Source organism: Bradyrhizobium sp. AUGA SZCCT0160 (genome assembly GCF_018130105.1).
GTDB lineage: Bacteria > Pseudomonadota > Alphaproteobacteria > Rhizobiales > Xanthobacteraceae > Bradyrhizobium.
This window is the reverse complement of sequence record NZ_JAFCMD010000004.1, coordinates 16,008-34,481: the sequence shown is the minus strand read 5'-3', so window position 1 is coordinate 34,481 and position 18,474 is coordinate 16,008. Positions and strand designations below refer to the sequence as shown.

16 protein-coding genes and 1 tRNA gene are annotated in these 18,474 nt (G+C 62.3%); 3 read left to right on the top strand and 14 right to left on the bottom strand.

Annotation, left to right across the window (positions count from 1 at the left end):
- Positions 1-5: 5 nt before the first annotated feature.
- Genes JQ558_RS08455 through lipA form a run of 4 tightly spaced genes read right to left on the bottom strand, consistent with a single transcriptional unit; the run spans position 6 to position 4,069 of the window.
- On the bottom strand, positions 6-1,685 hold the full coding sequence (locus JQ558_RS08455; protein WP_212293365.1) for a thiamine pyrophosphate-binding protein: 1,680 nt from the start codon (positions 1,683-1,685) through the stop codon (positions 6-8).
- Positions 1,686-1,720: 35 nt separating this feature from the next.
- Positions 1,721-2,641 (bottom strand): NAD(P)-dependent oxidoreductase, encoded by a 921-nt coding sequence (locus JQ558_RS08450; protein ID WP_212208740.1) that lies wholly within the window; start codon positions 2,639-2,641, stop codon positions 1,721-1,723.
- Position 2,642: 1 nt separating this feature from the next.
- Entirely contained in the window at positions 2,643-3,101 is a 459-nt protein-coding gene (locus JQ558_RS08445; RefSeq protein ID WP_212208742.1) for a type II toxin-antitoxin system RatA family toxin, read from the bottom strand.
- 8 nt (positions 3,102-3,109) lie between these two features.
- Positions 3,110-4,069, bottom strand: a complete 960-nt coding sequence (gene lipA / locus JQ558_RS08440) for a lipoyl synthase (RefSeq protein WP_212275230.1) — start codon at positions 4,067-4,069, stop codon at positions 3,110-3,112.
- A 166-nt stretch (positions 4,070-4,235) separates the two neighbouring features.
- Between lipA and JQ558_RS08435 the strand changes: the two genes are divergently transcribed.
- Positions 4,236-4,841, top strand: coding sequence for a DNA-3-methyladenine glycosylase (locus JQ558_RS08435; RefSeq protein WP_212293364.1), 606 nt, complete (start codon positions 4,236-4,238; stop codon positions 4,839-4,841).
- Positions 4,842-5,477: 636 nt separating this feature from the next.
- On the opposite strand, the gene JQ558_RS08430 is transcribed toward JQ558_RS08435, so the two are convergent.
- The 6 genes from JQ558_RS08430 to JQ558_RS08405 form a co-directional block, all read right to left on the bottom strand.
- Entirely contained in the window at positions 5,478-5,864 is a 387-nt protein-coding gene (locus JQ558_RS08430) for a VOC family protein (RefSeq protein ID WP_212215124.1), read from the bottom strand.
- A gap of 207 nt (positions 5,865-6,071) precedes the next feature.
- Positions 6,072-8,939: a valine--tRNA ligase gene (locus tag JQ558_RS08425; RefSeq protein ID WP_212293363.1), complete on the bottom strand. Its 2,868-nt coding sequence runs from the start codon at positions 8,937-8,939 to the stop codon at positions 6,072-6,074.
- Between the two features lie 236 nt (positions 8,940-9,175).
- Positions 9,176-9,937 carry a PopZ family protein gene (locus tag JQ558_RS08420; protein ID WP_212293362.1) on the bottom strand — a complete coding sequence of 254 codons (762 nt, stop codon included), beginning with the start codon at positions 9,935-9,937 and terminating at the stop codon, positions 9,176-9,178.
- Positions 9,938-10,346: 409 nt separating this feature from the next.
- A complete protein-coding gene (locus JQ558_RS08415) occupies positions 10,347-11,753 on the bottom strand; it encodes a TolC family outer membrane protein (RefSeq protein WP_212215118.1) in 1,407 nt (468 codons plus the stop codon).
- Between the two features lie 280 nt (positions 11,754-12,033).
- On the bottom strand, positions 12,034-12,618 hold the full coding sequence (locus JQ558_RS08410; RefSeq protein ID WP_212215116.1) for a protein-L-isoaspartate O-methyltransferase: 585 nt from the start codon (positions 12,616-12,618) through the stop codon (positions 12,034-12,036).
- Positions 12,619-12,754: 136 nt separating this feature from the next.
- On the bottom strand, positions 12,755-12,934 hold the full coding sequence (locus JQ558_RS08405) for a hypothetical protein (RefSeq protein WP_212215114.1): 180 nt from the start codon (positions 12,932-12,934) through the stop codon (positions 12,755-12,757).
- Between the two features lie 270 nt (positions 12,935-13,204).
- On the opposite strand from JQ558_RS08405, the gene JQ558_RS08400 reads away from it, so the two are divergent.
- A tRNA-Asn gene (locus tag JQ558_RS08400) sits at positions 13,205-13,279 on the top strand.
- A 135-nt stretch (positions 13,280-13,414) separates the two neighbouring features.
- Here JQ558_RS08400 and JQ558_RS08395 read toward each other — a convergent pair.
- Entirely contained in the window at positions 13,415-13,762 is a 348-nt protein-coding gene (locus JQ558_RS08395; protein ID WP_212293361.1) for a hypothetical protein, read from the bottom strand.
- Between the two features lie 950 nt (positions 13,763-14,712).
- Here JQ558_RS08395 and JQ558_RS08390 point away from each other — a divergent pair.
- Positions 14,713-15,249, top strand: a complete 537-nt coding sequence (locus tag JQ558_RS08390) for a hypothetical protein (protein WP_212293360.1) — start codon at positions 14,713-14,715, stop codon at positions 15,247-15,249.
- A 39-nt stretch (positions 15,250-15,288) separates the two neighbouring features.
- Here the strand turns inward: JQ558_RS08390 and JQ558_RS08385 are convergent, their stop codons facing one another.
- The 3 genes from JQ558_RS08385 to JQ558_RS08375 all read right to left on the bottom strand — a co-directional run bounded on the left by JQ558_RS08385 (position 15,289) and on the right by JQ558_RS08375 (position 17,921).
- The gene (locus tag JQ558_RS08385; protein ID WP_312014971.1) at positions 15,289-15,660 is read right to left on the bottom strand and encodes a tetratricopeptide repeat protein; all 372 of its coding nucleotides are present in this window, start codon (positions 15,658-15,660) and stop codon (positions 15,289-15,291) included.
- Between the two features lie 245 nt (positions 15,661-15,905).
- Complete coding sequence (locus JQ558_RS08380; RefSeq protein ID WP_212293358.1) at positions 15,906-16,304, bottom strand: hypothetical protein; 399 nt, start codon at positions 16,302-16,304, stop codon at positions 15,906-15,908.
- A gap of 9 nt (positions 16,305-16,313) precedes the next feature.
- Positions 16,314-17,921 carry a type II and III secretion system protein family protein gene (locus tag JQ558_RS08375; RefSeq protein ID WP_212293357.1) on the bottom strand — a complete coding sequence of 536 codons (1,608 nt, stop codon included), beginning with the start codon at positions 17,919-17,921 and terminating at the stop codon, positions 16,314-16,316.
- Positions 17,922-18,474 lie beyond the last annotated feature (553 nt).

Here is an 18,474-nt window from a genome sequence, read left to right as displayed (position 1 = left end):
CCACTTCACTTCGCCGCGGCCAAAGCCTTGGCGCGGGTTTCGCTGAGCGAGGCCGCCGGCGTCAGCGCCTCCGGGCTGATCGTGAGTTCGATGATCGCCGGCAAGCGCGAAGCGACCGCCTCGTCGAAGGCCTTTGCAAAATCCTCGGTACGGTCGACCCGGGCGCCGAAGCCGCCAAATGCACGCGCGAGCGCGGCGAAATCAGGGTTCGCCAGATTGGTGCCGGACACCCGGCCGGGATAGTGCCGCTCCTGATGCATGCGGATGGTGCCGTACATGCCGTTATTGCAGACGATCACGATGAGAGGCAGCCGGTTTTCGACCGCGGTCATGAACTCGTTCCCGGTCATCTGAAAGCAGCCGTCGCCGGCGAATGCGATCACCGGTCGGTTCGGGTGCAGATGCTTGGCCGCAACCGCCGCCGGCAAGCCGTATCCCATTGAGCCCGATGTCGGCGCCAGTTCGGTACGGAATTGACGATAGCGCCAGAAGCGATGAACCCAGACCGCGTAATTGCCGGCGCCGTTGCAGATGATCGCATCCTCCGGCAGCCGTTCGCTGAGATCGCGCACGATCCGCGACAGCTGAACATCGCCGGGCGAACGGGTCGGCTCATTAAAGGCAAGATAGTCCGCATGCGCCGCCTTGAGTTCGTCGCCGCGCGGCTGATGCTTCGGCTTCAGTCGGCTGATCGCAGCCGCGAACGCCGCGCTCCCCGAAATGATGCCCAGTTTCGGCGCGTAGACGCGGCCGATCTCCTCGGGATCCGGATAGATGTGAACCAGCGGCTGCTTCGGCTGCGGAATGTCGAACAGGCTATACCCCGATGTCGTGATTTCCCCGAGCCGGGCGCCGAGCGCAATGATCAGATCGCTGTCCCGAATCCGTTCGGCGAATTTCGGGGAGATGCCGATGCCGACATGGCCGGCGTACGCAGCGTGCAGATTGTCGAAATAATCCTGGCACCGGAATGAAGCGCTGACAGGCACCTCATGCGCGGTCGCGAAGGTTTCGAGATCGCGGCGCGCTTTATCGCTCCATCCGCCGCCGCCGACGATCAGCAACGGCTTGCGGGCCGCGGCCAGCAACTCCTCGAACTGTTGCAGGCTTTCCGCGCCCGGCGCGACGGTTTGCGGCTTGTAAGGCTGCGCATCGGGAACGTCAGCCTCGTCGGTCAGCATGTCCTCAGGCAGCGCCAGCACCACCGGACCGGGCCGGCCGGAAGTCGCGGTATAAAACGCCCGCGAGATGAATTCCGGAATCCGCCGCGCGTCGTCGATCTGCGCGACCCATTTGGTCATCGGCCCGAACATCTGCCGGTAATCGATTTCCTGGAACGCCTCGCGTTCCATCATGTCCCGCCCGACCTGGCCGAGCAGCAGGATCATCGGCGTCGAATCCTGAAACGCGACATGAACGCCCGCGGAGGCGTTGGTGGCGCCGGGGCCGCGCGTCGCAAAGGCAATGCCGGGCTTTCCGGTGAGCTTGCCATAGGCGTCAGCCATCATGGCCGCGCCGCCCTCATGCCGGGAATTGACGAAGCAGACCCGCTGGTTCTGGTACATGCCGTCGAGCGCAGCCAGAAAACTTTCCCCGGGCACGCCGAACACGGTGTCGGCACCGTGCAGGGCCAGTTGATCGATCAGAATATGCCCGCCGGTGCGCGTGGGTGCCTTGATGTCCATCACTTGGTCCTTTTGTTCTGCAAGTCGTGTAGAATTCAACCGCCTTGATTTCGATCTTTCGGCCGCACGCGCGCCTCGACGCCGGTGACGGCCTCGTAAGCCTTGATCACGGCCGTGCAGGATTCGCCGTCATGACCGAGCAAGGCGGCCTGCCGGTAGGTCTGGTGCACGGCATCGGCCATGAAACCGGGCAATCCGGCGTCTTCCAGCCAGCGCGCGTAATAGCGCACGTCCTTGCGGGCGTTCGCCAGCGACATCAGCGGGGTAAAGTCGCCGTCGAGCGTCGCCTGGCCGTAGAGGTCGAGCATGCCGCTCTTGCCGCCGGCGGCCGAGATGATGGTGATCAGCTGCTTGAGATCGAGGCCGTCCTTCGCCGCCAGCGCAAACCCCTCGCACCACGCCGCGACGTTGGCAAAGGCGATGTAGTTGTGGATCAGCTTGAGGCGGATGGCGTGGCCGAGCGGGCCGATGTGGAAGATGTTCTCCGCATAGCGCTCGAAATAGGGCCTGAGTTCTGCGAGCAAGTCGCCGTCACCGCCATAGAGCACATTGACCTTGCCGGCGTCCGCGTGCTTCGGGGTCCGCGTCATCGGCGCCTCGGCATAACGCCCGCCGGCTGCACGCACCAGTCGATCGAGTTTATCGACCATTTGCGGGCTGCCGGTGGTGTGATCGACGACCACGAAATTCGGCGCCGGTCTGGCGAGCAGTCCGTCGGGTCCCGTCAGCAGCGCCTCGACGTCCTCGGCGGCATTGACGCAAATCATGATGATGCGGCATTCGCCGATGTCGCGAAGACCGCCCGCCGCCGTCGCGCCCTGGGATTTGGCAATGGCAACCGCCTCAGGGTTCAAATCGTACGCCGTGACGGCGACGCCCTTGGCGAGGAGGTTCTTGACCAGCCCGCGCCCCATTCCGCCCAAGCCGATGAAGCCGACGCGTTCCAATGCCGTCATGTCACGCCCGCTTTCCATAAACCACATTCGCCCGCTTTTCGAACGCCGCGGCAAAGCGCTGGAACGCGGCGTCGAACATCGTGCCCATCAGCATCGCCAGCATCCGGCTCTTGAATTCGTAAGCTAAGAAGAAGCCGACATCGCAATCGGTTTCGGATTTGGGTTCGAAGGTCCAGCGGTTTTCCAGATTGCTGAACGGGCCCTTCAGATACTCCACCATGATCTTCAGATTGGGACGGTCCAGCGTCACCCGGCTGGTGAAGGATTCCCGCACCAGCTTGAACGACACCGTCATGTCGGCGACCACGATCTCGGTGCCGTCAGGCTGCGGCGTGCGCTGACGGATTTTCAGCGAATGGCACAACGGCACGAATTCCGGATAGCGCTCGACGTCGGCGACCAGATCGAACATCTGCTGGGCGGTGTGATGTGCCCGCCGCTTGCTTGAAAACCTAGGCATCGGCTATCTCAGCGGGATCGCGCTGCACGCGCCGCCTGCAGCCTGGCGAAATCATCGCCGGCATGATGCGAGGAGCGGGTCAGCGGGCTCGCCGACACCATCAGAAACCCCTTGGTGTAGGCAACCTTCTCGTAGCCTGCGAACTCGTCCGGGGTCACGTAGCGCATCACGGCGTGGTGCTTGCGGGTCGGCTGCAGATATTGCCCGATGGTGAGGAAGTCCACATCCGCCGAGCGCAGATCGTCCATCACCTGGAGCACCTCGTGGCGCTCCTCGCCGAGGCCCACCATGATGCCGGACTTGGTGAAGATGGTCGGATCGATTTCCTTGACCCGCTGCAACAGCCGGATCGAATGGAAGTAACGCGCGCCCGGCCGCACCGTGAGATAGCGCGACGGCACGGTTTCCAGATTGTGGTTGAACACGTCGGGTTTTGCAGCCGCGACGATCTCCAGCGCGCCTTCCTTGCGCAGGAAATCCGGCGTCAGGATCTCGATGGTCGTGGACGGGCAGCGGGCGCGGATCGCGCGGATGGTTTGGGCAAAATGCTCCGCGCCGCCATCGGCGAGATCGTCACGATCCACTGAGGTCACGACGATATGGGCGAGCCCGAGCTTGAAGGTGGCTTCCGCGACATGTTCCGGCTCGGCGGCATCGAGCGCGCCGGGCATCCCGGTCTTGACGTTGCAGAACGCGCAGGCGCGCGTGCAGGTGTCCCCCATGATCATGAAGGTGGCGTGTTTCTTGTCCCAGCACTCGCCGATATTCGGGCAGCCGGCCTCCTCGCACACCGTGACGAGGCCATTCTCTTTCACGATCTTGCGGGTATCGGCGTAGCCGCGGGTATTCGGCGCGCGCACCCTGATCCAGTCCGGCTTCGGCGGCGACAGCGCATCCGGCCGGTTCACCTTTTCGGGGTGGCGCGGGCGAACCTGGTTGGACGAGACGGTATCGACGAGAACGACCATTTGAAGCCTGAATATGTCCGAAAACTCTTGGAAACCTTAGCTAATCCGTGTCGCACTGCGCCGCAACCTCAGTTGCGGAAGGCCCGCAACCGGCTCGCCGAACCTAGCAGAAACATGCAAGATATTGCGACCTTTCCCTCCTGTTCCCGCTGATTCTCACCTCAAAATGGTTCAAATCTCCAATCCGGCCGAAGCAAAGGTCCCTCGCCTCGGCAAGGCGCTGAAACGCGCGTTTTTTGCCCGCAGCGTGCATGAGGTGGCGCCCGACCTGATCGGCGCCACGCTGCTCATCGACGGCGTCGGCGGCATCATTGTCGAGGTCGAGGCCTATCATCACACCGATCCGGCCGCGCATTCGTACCGGGGTCCGACGCCGCGGAACCTCGTGATGTTCGGCCCGCCCGGTTTTTCCTACGTCTATCGCTCCTACGGCATTCATTGGTGCGTCAATTTCGTCTGCGAAAAAGAAGGCTCGGCCAGCGCGGTGCTGATCCGCGCGCTGCAACCGACCCACGGCATTCCGGCGATGCGCCGCCGCCGCGGCCTGCATGACGAGCGCACGCTGTGCTCGGGTCCCGGCAAACTGTGCGAGGCGCTGGGGATCACGATCAAGCACAGCGAACTCCCGCTCGATGCGCCGCCGATCAGCTTGCATGCGCGCCTTGGCGACGTGGAGATCGTCACCGGCATTCGCATCGGCATCACCAAGGCAGTGGATTTTCCGTGGCGGTATGGATTGAAGGGCTCGCGGTTTTTGAGCAAGGCGTTTTGATCGTTTCGTCATTGCGAGGAGCACTTGTGACGAAGCAATCCATTCTTTCTTTGCCGCACGATGGATTGCTTCGCTGCGCTCGCAACGACGTGGAAACAGTTTCGCATTCTCGCGACGCATTGCGCCCGAGGTTTGCAAGTGACTTCCTTGCCCTCGAGAATAGAGGGCGCAGGGAAGACCGGGTGCGCGCTGCACCCGCGGTCTCGTGTGCGAATTGTGCTAAGTAGGCTGCACACGAGCATACAGGGCAGCGGAGAACACCCAGCCTTCCCTGCGCAATGGCTTTACGGCTTATGACGCGCTCTCCCCGGTGAGACGGCCTCTATTGCCACCGTCGCCCCTCGGAAGCGTTAGCTCCCTTAAGGCTTAACGCCGTTACGGGCGCCAGGACCACTCGCTTTCGCCGTACGCTTCAGCCGCGACCGTCAATCGCAACTGTTACGTCCATCGCAACCCGCCCCTCGTCGTGACGACGGCCGACGCCCCTCTGAGTGGGACGGGATAACGCAGACTCGTAGAGATGATTTGCCCGACGGCGAAAGCGAAATATTTTTTATTTCGGGGCTTGACACAGTTTCTGACAATCAGAATTGATTTGCCCGTCGTGTCAGTTTGTCGCGGCGGTATCTCGCTTTTTCACACCGCGTGATGGCACACGGCCTCGATACGGTTGCCGTCGGGATCACGCAGGAACGCGGCGTAATACGATGCGTGATAGTCGCGCAGACCCGGCGCCCCGTCGTCGGTGCCGCCGGCGGCAATGCCGGCGTCCCAGAAGGCATCGACCTGGGTTTGCCATCGCGCCTTGAAGCACCAGTGGCGGCCAAAGGCGTCCTCGGGCTTCGGACCCTTGCGGATGGTGAGATAGACCCGGTCCGGATACGCCGGGCGCGCCCGTTCGCCATAGCCGAGCCAGTCGTCACGACGGCCGACCTTGACGACCCCGAGTGCTTTCATGATGGCGTCGTAGAACCGCTCGGCGGCGGCGATGTCGGAGACGGTGATGGAGACGTGGTCCAGCATGCTAGTTGGCTCCGAACTGATGTGATCCGTCATCCCCGGACGAACGCACTTGCGTTCGCTCGGGAGGCGCTCGCCGTCTTCGGCGAGCCTCGAAGGATGAATCGGCCACAGACGGGCCGTCGTCCTTCGAGGCTCGCCGAAGAGGCTCGCGCCTCCAGCGACAACGGCGAAGCCGTTGCGCGGGGATGACGGATCGAACAGCGTTCTCTACGACGCGTTCTTCAGCCGCTCCAGCGCTTCGAGAATCTTTTCTTTGCGCGCCACGGCCGCCTCGCGCTTTTCTTTCTCTTCCTCGACGATCTCTTCGGGCGCATTGGCCACGAATTTTTCGTTGCCGAGCTTGGCGTCGACGCGTTTGATGTCGGCGTCGGCCTTGGCGATTTCCTTGTCGAGCCTGGCTTTCTCGGCCGCCAGATCGATCACGCCCTTGAGCGGCAGCGCCACGACTTCGCCGCGCACCAATAGCTGCACGGCGCCTTCCGGCGGACGATCGGCAAAGGATATCTCGCCAAGCCGCGCCATGCGCTTGACGGTATCGCTCCAGCGTTGCGCACGATCCTTGGTCTCGTCGGAAGCACCGGCCAGCACCAGCGGCGTTAGCGTCGCAGGCGCGATATTCATTTCCGCGCGCACCGAGCGGATCGCGGTGACGAGGTCGACCACCCAGCCGATTTCGGCTTCCGCTGCAGGATCGCTGAAATCACCGGCGTCGAGGGCGGCCATGATCGGCGGGATCAGCGCATCGTTCGGGCCCGCCAACGCCATCGATGCGAGTTGGTCCGCCGTCGCCGCCCCTGCCTTGCGCGGCCATTCCGCCAGCACCAGCAGGCCGTCGCGCTTGGCCGTCACCGCCCACAATTCCTCGGTGATGAAGGGCATGAACGGATGCAGCAGCTTCAGGATTTCGTCGCGCGCCCAAGCGACCATCGCGCGGGTCTCGGTCTTCGCCGCGCCCTCCTCGCCCAGCAACATCGGCTTTGCGAGTTCGATGTACCAGTCGCAATAGACGTTCCAGACGAAGCGATAGATCGCATTCGCCGCGTCGTTGAAGCGATAGGCCTCGATCGCCTCGGTGACTTCACGGGTAGCGCGCGAGGTTTCATGCGCGATCCAGCGGTTGAGGGTTTCGTTGGCGCTCGTGTGATCGAAACCCGCCGGCATGACGCAGCCATTCATCTCGGCAAAGCGGCAGGAATTCCACAGCTTGGTCGCGAAATTGCGATTGGTTTCAACGAGTTGCGGCGACAGCTTGATATCATGGTTATGCGCGGCGCCGCGCGCCAGCGCAAAGCGCAATGCGTCGGCGCCAAAGTCGTCGATGACGCCGAGGGGATCGATGACGTTGCCTTTCGACTTCGACATCTTCGCGCCCTTCTCATCGCGAACCAGGCGGTGGATGTAGACGGTCGAGAACGGGGCTTCCTTCTTGAAGTGGAGGCCCATCATCATCATCCGGGCGACCCAGAAGAAGATGATGTCCCAGCCGGTCACCAGCACGTTGGTCGGATAGTAACGCCCAAGCTCCGGCGTCTCGTCGGGCCAGCCGAGCGTCGAGAACGGCCACAGGCCTGAGGAGAACCAGGTGTCGAGCACGTCTTCATCGCGCGTGATGAAGCCTTCACGCTGGGCGGGATCCTCCGCCATCGCCTGCCCCTGCTCCGGCGTGATGACTTCCTGCTCGACGTAATAGCCGAGCGCGTTGCCGACGGCTTCCTCTTCGGTCTCGGCGACGAACACCTTGCCGTCAGGCCCGTACCAGGCCGGGATCTGGTGGCCCCACCAGAGCTGGCGGGAAATGCACCAGGGCTGGATGTTCTCCATCCATTCGAAATAGGTCTTTTCCCAGTTCTTCGGCACGAACGTCGTCGCGCCGCTGTGCACCGCCGCCATCGCGGGCTGCGCCATCGTCTTGGCGTCGACATACCATTGGTCGGTCAGATACGGCTCGAGCACGGTGCCGGAACGATCGCCATGCGGCACCATGTGGGTGTTGGGCTCGATCTTCTCGAGGAAACCAAATTCCTCCAGGCGCGTGACAATCCGCTTGCGGGCGGCGAAGCGCTCGACGTTGTGGAATTCCTCGGCGAACTGCGACGCGCCTTCCGGCAGGTCTCGCAGATAATCTTCGTTATCGACAAGCGCGAGGCATCCCTCCTGATCGAGCACGCTGACCCGTGCCAGGCCGTGCCGCTTGCCGACCTCGAAGTCATTGAAATCGTGCGCCGGCGTGATCTTGACCGCGCCCGATCCCTTCTCGGGATCGGCGTAGTCGTCGCCGATGATCGGAATGCGGCGGCCGACCAGCGGCAGGATGACGTGCTGGCCGATCAGGTGACCGAGCCGTTCGTTGTCCGGATGCACGGCAACCGCCGTGTCGCCCAGCATCGTCTCGGGCCGCGTGGTCGCAACCACGATGAAGGTGGTGGGATCGTCGGGGCTGAAGGTCTTGCCCTCGATCGGATAGCGCAGGTACCATAGGCTGCCCTTGACCTCGACCTGCTGCACTTCGAGATCCGAGATTGCGGTCAGCAATTTCGTGTCCCAGTTCACCAGGCGCTTGTCTTTGTAGATCAGGCCTTCGCGGTGCAGTTCGACGAACACTTTTACGACCGCGCGCGACAGGCCCTCGTCCATGGTGAAGCGTTCGCGCGACCAGTCGCAGGAGGCACCGAGCCGCTTTAGCTGGTTGACGATGACACCGCCGCTTTCGGCCTTCCACTGCCAGACCCGCTCGAGGAATTTCGCGCGCCCCAATTCGCGGCGGCCCGGCTCCTGCCGTTCCATCAATTGCCGCTCGACCACCATCTGGGTGGCGATGCCGGCATGATCGGTGCCCGGTTGCCACAGCACGTCGCGGCCACGCATCCGCTCGAAGCGGCAGAGGATGTCCTGCAAGGTGTTGTTGAGCGCGTGGCCCATGTGCAGCGAGCCGGTGACGTTCGGCGGCGGGATCACTATGGTGAAGGGCTCGGCGTCGCGCCGCTCGGGGCGGCCGGCCTTGAACGCGCCGCTCTCCTCCCAGATGGCCGACATGCGGCTTTCGATATCGGCGGGCTGGTAGTTTTTCTCGATCATGACAATGCAATTGGGGTCTTGAGGAAGCGATAGCGTTTTCGGGCGAATTTTGGATCGGTTCGCGCCAGGAAAACGCGTTCAAAACAACAGACTAGCGCCCGACTCTGAAGCAATCAGGAACGTTACTGGCTCCTAGAAAGCCGCCACAAGGCATCAAGTCAACCGGACCTGTACGCCGAAAGCACGATAAAGCCCAATGGTGGTGGCTGAATAAGGGCCAAACGGCTGCAGGCTGGTTAGCGCCCGCGCGAAACCCGCTCGATTTCGGCTTTGACGAGCTTCTCCACCAAGCCCGGGAGATTGTCGTCGAGCCAGGATTTCAGCATCGGCCGCAGCATTTCCTTGACCAGATCTTCCAGCGTCCGGGCGTTGTTGCTGAGCACGGTGTTGGCCAGCGAATTGAAGGCGGATTCGACCGCGGAGACGGTCGAGCGCGACAATATCTGCTGCGCCGGCGAAGCTGCCGCGGCGCTTTCAAACGGCGGCGGCTCGTAGGCCGGCTGCCGGTGCAGCGTCTTGGCGGCGGCGGTCTCGGTGAACTCGATGTCGTCCTGCGGCTCGATCTTGTGGAATGAAGATGCCGCGGGCTGCGGATCCGGCACCGCCATCTCATCGGTGAGCTCGAACACGTCGGCCTCGGGCTGCGCCGGCCGAATGTCGGCCTCTGGCGTCGCCGCGTCGAGGCTTGCCAGCATCGCGTCGATGTCGTCCTGGTTGTTACTGGCGGCGGGCTCCGGCGCAGGCGCGGGCCTGGGCGCAGCGGCGGCTGGCTTTGCTTCAGAAGGTTTGGGAGCGATCGCCGACGGCGGAATATCCTTCATCGCCGTCGGCCTGGCGGCCGGAGGCTCGGGCTTCGCTGATGGCGGCGGGCTGGCGGGCTTCTCGGCTGCAGCCGGCTTTGCGTCAGCAGGTTTGGCTTCGTCGTCAGCGATGATACGACGGATCGACGCCAGAATCTCCTCCATCGAGGGCTCTTGGACCTTTGCAGGCTGCGTCATCGCCGACTCCACATCGAAACCATTTTACACCAAGCCACTCGGGATTTGCCGGTTCCGGATATGCAGGCCGGGATTTTCATCGCGCAAGCCAGACTTGTCCCCAGATCAACCCCACACGATACGTCGCGCGGGGTTCCGCTCCCCAAAAGCAACCCGGCTCGCGGCCTGTAGACGTAAAAGCTGTGCGAATCGCCCTGCTGCCTCCAAGAAAGTTATGTCACGGCAACAAGTGATTGCAACAACACACCCGGCGTACTCCCCGTCGGGTGGTGAATCATTCCGGCCGAATGACATTGTCATCCCACGATGACGCTTGTCATCCGGAGGTCACGCTCGTGATCCTCAGGGATCACGCTTGTGATTCCCAAGGAGACGCTTGTCATCCCGCACGCATGCGGGTGGCGGGATATCAGCGGCCGTCGGGCGTGCGAACACCGGCCCAGCTGTCGCGCACCTGATGATAATGCACGCTCGGATCATAGGTCGTGGTCGGCAGCTTGAGCACGATCGGAGACAAGCGCCCGATCGTGTTGAGCACCGAGTAGGACGCGACGACGCGGTCGTGCTGGGCGGTGACCAGCGCGACACGCGCGTTGACCAGCGCCTGCTGCGCGTTCAAGACGTCGAGCGTGGTGCGCTGTCCGGCTTTGGCTTCCTCGCGCACGCCGTTGAGCGCGATCTCGGACGCCGTCACCTGCGCCTGTGCCGACTGCACCTGCGCCTTGCCGGCCACCAACTGTCCCCAGGCGGTGACGACGTTGGCGCGGGCCTGATCCCGCTGCTGTTCGAGAGTGAGGCGCTGCTGCGCCAGGGTTTCCTTGGATTGGCGGATCAACGAATATTCGGCGCCGCCATTGTAGATCGGGACATTGAGCTGCGCGACGGCCGACGCCCCGAACGTACTGAAGACCGTCATCTGCTGTTCGTAGGCCTGCTGCACCGATGCCACCAGGTTCACGGTCGGCAACAACGCGCCCTCGTTGACCTTGACCTGCATGTAACTGACGTCGATGCCGTACATCGCCGCGGTGACGTTCGGATTTTGCGTCAGGCCGAGTTCGACGGCGCCGGGCAGCGTGCCCGGCAAAAAGCGATCGACCGGCGAACCCGGGGCCAGCGCTACCGGCTCATTGCCGATGATGCGGCGGAAGTTCGAACGCGTCGTGTTCAGGTTGGACTCGGCGGTGAGCTGCTGGGTCCTGCCGGCGGCCAACTGTGCTTCCGATTGCGCGACGTCGGTGCGGGTCACTTCGCCGACATTGAAACGGTCCTTGGTCTGCTTCAGCGTCTGCTCGAGCACGCGAACGTTGCTCTTCTGAACCTCGACGATCGCGGAGTCGCGCAGATAGTCCATGTAGATCGTGGCCGCCGACAGCAGCACGGTCTGCTCCAGCGCCCGCAAGGCTTCGCGCGCACCGGAAACCTGACTTTCGGCGGCGCGGGTCCTGTTGGCGGTCTGCTGACCATTGAACACATTCTGCGTGATGGTGGCGCCGACGCTGCGCGGCGCATTGGTGCCATGAACTCCGGTCCGCACGATCACGTCCGGGGTGCCGCCGGACGTCAGGCGGGTATCGGTATATTGATAACCGGCGCTGGCGGTGACGGCGACCCTCGGGCGATAGCCCGACAATGCCTGTGGCACGGCTTCGTCGGTGAAGCGCACCTGGGCGCGCTGCGCGTTTAACTGTGGGTTGTTCTGATAGGCGCGCACCAGCGCGGCCTCGATCGTATCGGCAAGGGCGGGCGTCGGGCCCATCAAAGTTAACAGAAGGACCGAAGCCGCAGCTCCGGCAAAAACCTTCACCCCACGCATCAATGGTGATCCAATCATCTAGTTCGCCGGCCAAAACACAACCGGACGCCGCTTCAGTCGAAGTGAGTCCCGGCTCACCTTATTCCGCACCGGGCCCCGACGGAACCACCCAGCAAGCGAAACCGGTCGAAACTCTTCACGTGGGGCAAACGGGCCACACTTCTGATTCAGAACGGGATTTTAACCGCCTCAGCGGGCGGCTTTTTGTTTTGACGCGTTTTCCGGGCGCGATCCGGGTTCCACCCCGAATCAAGTCCGGGGCAAGCTTTCGCTTGAAAGCCTAAAAAACGAACGCTGGAAGCCGCTCCATGCCCGGCAGCACCGGCACGGCGGCGTCGAACAGCGCCCGGTTCCCGAAATCGCCATGGGAACGCGTCACGATGGTAGCCCGCTGCGGCTGCGACATCGCGAAAACGCCGACCAGCCGGCCGCCGTCCCGGAGTTGCCCATAGAGCTTTTGCGGCACGACCTCGGTCGCGCCGTTCAGGACGATGACGTCGAAGGGCGCCCTGGCGGGATCCCCGTCGGCGCCTGTCGCGCTATGGACCTGCCTGGCAAACTTTCCGATCACGGCGGCGGCGTATCCGCTGGCGCAGCCCACCACCAGAACATTGTCGGTTTCCTTGATTTCGGCGGCCTGCAGCATCTTCGCCAGCACCGCCGGCTGGATCAGGAACTGCTTTTCCGAAGCGCCCTCGCCGACCTCGAGATCGAGGTCCAGATAGGCCAGAGCGCGCTTGTTTTCGGGGACAAAGGTCTCGCGCGGCACCGCCAGCATGGCGTCGATGATGCGGATATCGGTGACGTCGCTGGGACGCACCTGACCATCGACCATTTTCTGGCGCGCGGTCGAAAAACCGGACATTGGCGAAGACCCTGAAAGCAAGCGGCGTTGCCGCCGGAGAGCTGAAACCGGGGTCATCTTTGGTACAAGCTCCGGCAAAACGCAACACGCCGGACAGGCGGGCCTGCCAGGTGCAGGATTCGGAAGGAAAGGCGCCCTACTCGATCGTGACCGCAAGCCGGCCGATCAGCTGCGCCACCTCGTCCAGATGCTCGGAATCATGTTCCACAAGCGCTTGCGCCAGCCGGAACAGGCATTCGTCGTCGCTGAGATCAGGAATGTCGCTCGGCACGATCGACGGCACGGCTCTCATCAGGTCGGCGGCATTGGCTGGCATCGATTCGGCTCCCGTGAAACCCGGCAATTCCAAAACTCGGATCGGATTGAGTCGAATTGGCGGCTAGCGCCATGCTCCGCGCGGATGCCGCCTTTGCCCAGGCGCGTTGCCGGTTATGTCCCGCGCCGGACCGGATTTGGCGGCAAATCCTTGAACCGCCGGGGATTTCAGGCCCCGTACACCATCGCACCGGGGATGGACATTTGGTCCTTTGCAAGCCCGAAAGGCTTTGTTATACGCTCCCGGCTCGCGAACATTTGTTTCGCCTATTCCTCGGTAGCTCAGCGGTAGAGCATTCGACTGTTAATCGAATGGTCGCTGGTTCGAATCCAGCCCGGGGAGCCAGCAAATTCAATTGGTTCTCAGCGTTCGACGTGGCGCCCGAGGGGCGCCTTCTGCATCGAGGCCACCTTCAAACGGTCGACGCTGCGGATTTTTTTCCCCCACCGATGCGGCTGTTCAATCAGGGAGCCGATTTGCTCAGCCGTTACCTGCCGGCTCGGCAAACGACAGCGCGAGCCGCAAAAATTCTTCGCGGTCAAATTCAACTTCACCGAATGCACCGCGCAAGACCAGCGGACAGGTCGCGGCTGCCTTGAAGGCTGCTTCATTGATCAGCTTGTATTCGCGGCCGTGCAGATTGATCGTAAGGCCAAATAACGCTTGAAGTCGGTAGCTGATAGCGACCAGATCAGCGGTGCTTGCTTCCCTGGACAGTGCATTGATGATTGAAACGGTGGCGTTCTCGAATCCACGGGGGCCGTCCTCAGCCGCGCTGTTGGCGCGGATCAGAAGATCGGCGCAAACTTCTCGTACTGGCTCGCCCATATAAGGTTCCTGCGAAGTTGGGGATCACTCACGATGACACAATGCAGGGTGCAAAAACGGAAGATTGAGGGCTTGTCCCACCTATTCACAGGGTACGGCCACAAGCGCTGCTCGGTGCGGAACGACGCGGTTCAGCCTTGGTGCGCTTCCGGCGCGGCGCTGGAGTAAGCCAATGAAAGAGCTGAGGTACTCCGAACGAGTTCGGAAAGATCGACCGAGCTGCGGTAACTTGCGGAGGCCGTTGGCAATCCGCCATTGCCGGTCGGTTGGAATGGGCGGCCTCAGGACAGCCCGGTCCCCCCGGCCCCGGGACCGCCTATCCACCGCTCAGGGGCCGCCAACAGGCGTTCCGTGACACTGCGCTCGGCGAGTGCGCCGTTGACCACGGCTAGCGTCGTCATTCGTTGCTCTCCCTCGCTTTCCAGTATTGAGAATCATGCGTCCTGAGCGGCAACGTACATGATCCGAACTAATCACCCGTCGCGCCGGCAGCGACCATAGGGCGCTGAAGAAGGGGCTCGCGCCAGCGCCAGGAATGATCGATGATCCGATCGCCAACCAGGAACGACCAGGGATCTTCGATCTTGAGCTGAACGCCCTCAGAGTGGTGACAGCGAATCGGAGCACAGGGAGAAACCGGGGCAGTGACAATCAGACCGCCTTATTCGACGTCGGGAGTTAGGGGGCCCGATCCGCCTGAACGGACTGACGGAGCGGATGATGGTGCGAACCATCATCCGTCCGCGCAGGAAAGCCGCCAAACGATTGCGCTTCATACGGCTGACGCGGCGCCTCAGGACGCTCCCGCCTTCTTGCGACGGGGCTTCGGTTCCAAGCTTCAAGGACCGAGCGGTCAATCGTCTCGGCTATCGAGGCCCCTCACCTACGCCGCCACGAAAATGCACTCTATCGCCGAGCGTTGGCGCCGCCATTTCGCGCAGGATACTTCAATGCCAGAAGCCGAACACCGTTTTGCAGTGATAGGAGGCGCTGCATTTGCAATCCTGACCGTGGTCGTGGTCGTTGCAGGCATCGGCGCCGCCATTGCGGTTGGTCAGATAAAGTCCCTGAAGTCAGACGTTGCCATGCTCCAGCGAGAGCTCCTGCCGCTCAGGGAGCGTCTTGGAAAACTAGAGCAAACGGAAAAGACCAGGAGAGACGCTGGCCAACAAGTGGCGGCGCAGGACGAGGCCTCCTCGGAAAAGAACAAGGCTGGTGGGGAGACCCGCTCCGATCAAGCCGCACTCAATCTCTCGCAAGAAGAGGCTCAGCTGATCAAGGTATACATCAAGCCGACCCCTTCGGGCACAGCCGCGCCAGCGATCAACGTCGGCGATCCCATAGCCGGCGCAACGATTCCCTTGCCGTCGGCTGTCACGGAGAAGGTGCCCAGATTGTCAGGAGCCAGATTTACGACCCGCAACGGCGCGATCATTATCAGCATGAAGAACAGCCGCCGCGCCGATGCCGTGTTAGGTCCCAACTAGACGTGAGCCGGCCACGACTCACAATATCAGGGCCAATTGTTATGGCTGGTTATTCGGCGGCCTCTCAATGAACCGCCGGCTGCCATTGAGCAGCTCAAGGTTATTGATGACCACGACGTTGGTCGGATCGAGCGAATAAGCCCTCTCAAACTTTCGCCGCGCCGCATTCAGATTGCCGCGCAGCATGTATGAATATCCCTGATCATTCAGCAGCTGAACGGTTTCGCCCCCCAGCTTGGTCGCCTGCGCGTAAGCCTGATCGGCGAGATCAAAACGACGCAGGCGATCGTAGCTCGCTGCGAGCCCCATCCAGGCCGTCAAATCCTTCGGCGATTTCTCGACGGCGTCCTTGAAATAGCGCTGGGCGATCCCGTAACTGCCGCGGTTGAAATGCTCCAGCCCAAGCCGCACGGGCTCGTCGGAAGGATAATATTTGACGTCGGTCGGTTCCTGTATGGGGTCCGCGCCCGCGGGATTCGCAGGAGCGTGGATAGCCGCCTCTCTCGTTGTGGTGTCACACGCCGCAAGGCCTGTCGCCAACCAGCAACAGGTCAACATTAGAATGAGACGCCGCATAACCCTTTGTCCCCCGCCCCGGTCCATCGGACCGGTGCACCGTTCGAAAAATCATCACTAATTTTGCTTACCAAAACCGATTACCTAACCCCTGCGCCACCGACCGGCACCGATACGCCAGCCGTCGATCCAGCCCCCAATCCATCAATGCTAATACTCTGGGTTGGGACAGTCCGCACGCCCATCTGCTTGCCCCCTTCGCCGATGTCGGGAAGCTGATCCACCGGCTGCTTCGTGTTGCCATAGCGTGTGACGGCGGCGCCCACGCGTCGAGCGTCATACGCGATCCTGCGATCACCGACGTAGCGCGGCCATGGATGGATTGTGTGGGTGACGGCGTTGACCTGTTTGGCGTCGCCGGCGCTCATCGTGATGGTGTCGGAACGCTGGAAGTAGCGATCCACTTCGTCGTGCCCCGCCAATCCATAGCAGCCCCCGAGCAGGAGCGGAGCGAATATGGCCAGCAATCTGATGCGCATAGCTCGTCCTCAGTTCAGGGTTTTGATCGCTGGTCCAGAAACGGGAACCGGCGCACGCACGGTGAGCTCGGGGGCAATGATGTGGCCGTACGGTCCCTTCACCTCGCCACCGGAATTGACGTAATCGTTGTAGCGCTTTTTCACTTCCATCTGGCCGTTGAGGAAGAAATCGACGTCGTTGGCCGGCAGACGCGAGTCGAGCGGCGATGCCAGCGCCTGTCCGGGTACGGCCGGTGCAACCAGGCGCGGCGTCACGATGATCACCAGATCGGTTTCCTGCTGCTGGTAGGACGAAGAGCGGAACAGCGTCCCGAGCACCGGCACCGAGCCGATCCAGGGCAATTGCGAGACGTCCTGCCGGTTGCGGGTTTGCAACAGACCGGCGATGGCGAAGCTCTGGCCATCGCGCAACTCGACCGTGGTGCGCGCGTCGCGCCGCGACAATGCTGGGATGGTCGTCCCCCCGATCGTGACTGCGTTCTGGAAATCCAGCTCGCTGACCGAGGGTTCAACCCGAAGGTTGATCACGCCGCGCGAGAGAACGGTGGGCACGAAGGCCAGCTCAACACCGAACTTCTTGAATTCGATAGTAACGGTGGGAAAGGTGCCCGCAACCGGCGTAGAGGCTACCGGCACTGGAAATTCACCGCCGGCCAGGAAGCGCGCGGCGTCGCCGGACAGTGCCATCAGGTTTGGCTCGGCGAGTCGACGCAACAGGCCCTTGGTTTCCAGAGCTGTTACCAGCAGGTCAACCGAGGCGCCGTTTTTCGTCCTGAGGACGCTGGTTAGCAGGCTACCGAACGGGAGCGATCCGTTAATCGCGCTGCTTGCTAACGTACCCGCGGTGTCGAGTAGCGGTATAGTGCCGGGTGGAGGGCCTGTGTTAGGCATTGGAACGCGACCGCTGAGGGTGTTAATGTTACCAAGCCCGGTATTGCCGATGTTCGTGCCGCTGGCGTTGGCGCCGAAGAGGTTCATACCAAGGTCACGGCCAGCAAGGCGGTTGACCTCGAGAAAGCGCACCTCCAGCATGACCTGCTGCGGCGCCGCTACATTCATGGCGTTGACGACGACGCCACCTTTCGTAACGGTGCTGGTCGCGATCGCCATGGCCCGCTCAGCCGCAACCGCATCGACGGCGGTTCCGCTGAGCACGACCTGCCCCTCGTTGGACGAGACGCGAATACCCTGCATGCCGGTGCTGCTGCGGATGTTATGCTGCAGATTGCCGGTATCGATCCCCACCTCGACGTCGAGGATCCCGATCTGTTTCATCGACGAATCGAACAGGATGACGTTGGTGGTGCCGGTCTGCTTGCCCTGGATGTAGATCAGGTGATCGCTCAGCGACTTCACGTCGACAATGTCAGGCGAGCCCGCGACAATCGTCGAAAAGGCCGTATCGACCCTGAAGGTGCGCGACTTGTTGACGGTCACCTTGACCCGCTGGACGTCGTTCATTTCGCTGACGAAGACGCCGCTGGAGGACCCGCCCCGCCGATCTGCAGCGCCCGCGCGCTCAACGGAACCAAACAAGGCAAGCGCAGCGCCAACTGCGATCACGCCCGAGGCGAGAAGACTCCCGCCTGCCCTAGCCGAAACGCGACCGCCCTGCATTCGATTCCCCCTCGACGCGATCCACTTCTGTCCCCGTAAACTTACGGTCTCAGCCTCTTAGCAACTCTCCTTCGCGCACCCCGTCGCAAAGCTTACCACTTTGTCCCACTACAAATCGTTACTTCGCATTCCCGGCGCGCTCTGGCCTCAGTGAAGACACTTCCCGGTCTCCCGCTCGCCGCGTATACGACTTCAAGATCATCGTCCTTCATGCTCCTCGCTTGCAAGGAAAGACCCTCATTAGGTTGCTGCAACATCAGCGAATATTTCCCAATGTTGCGAGCGAGCACCACCTTTTTGTGCAATGCGAAAACCAGCGCCGCCAACACGCGATCGCCTGCCGTCCGTCATATTCCCGATGAGTTGCATATAGCCCGCTAGGTTCCTCCATCTCGCGCGTCAGACGCCCCGATTTGCTTGCGCCGAAATTCGCGCAGACTCGACGATGGAAACCGCGGGCCGAATCGAGGACCTTGCCGACCAATGTCTCGCGCCAAAGGCCGACCAGGATTCGGCTCATGCATGCCGCTTCGCTCTCGCTGGACGGCGATCG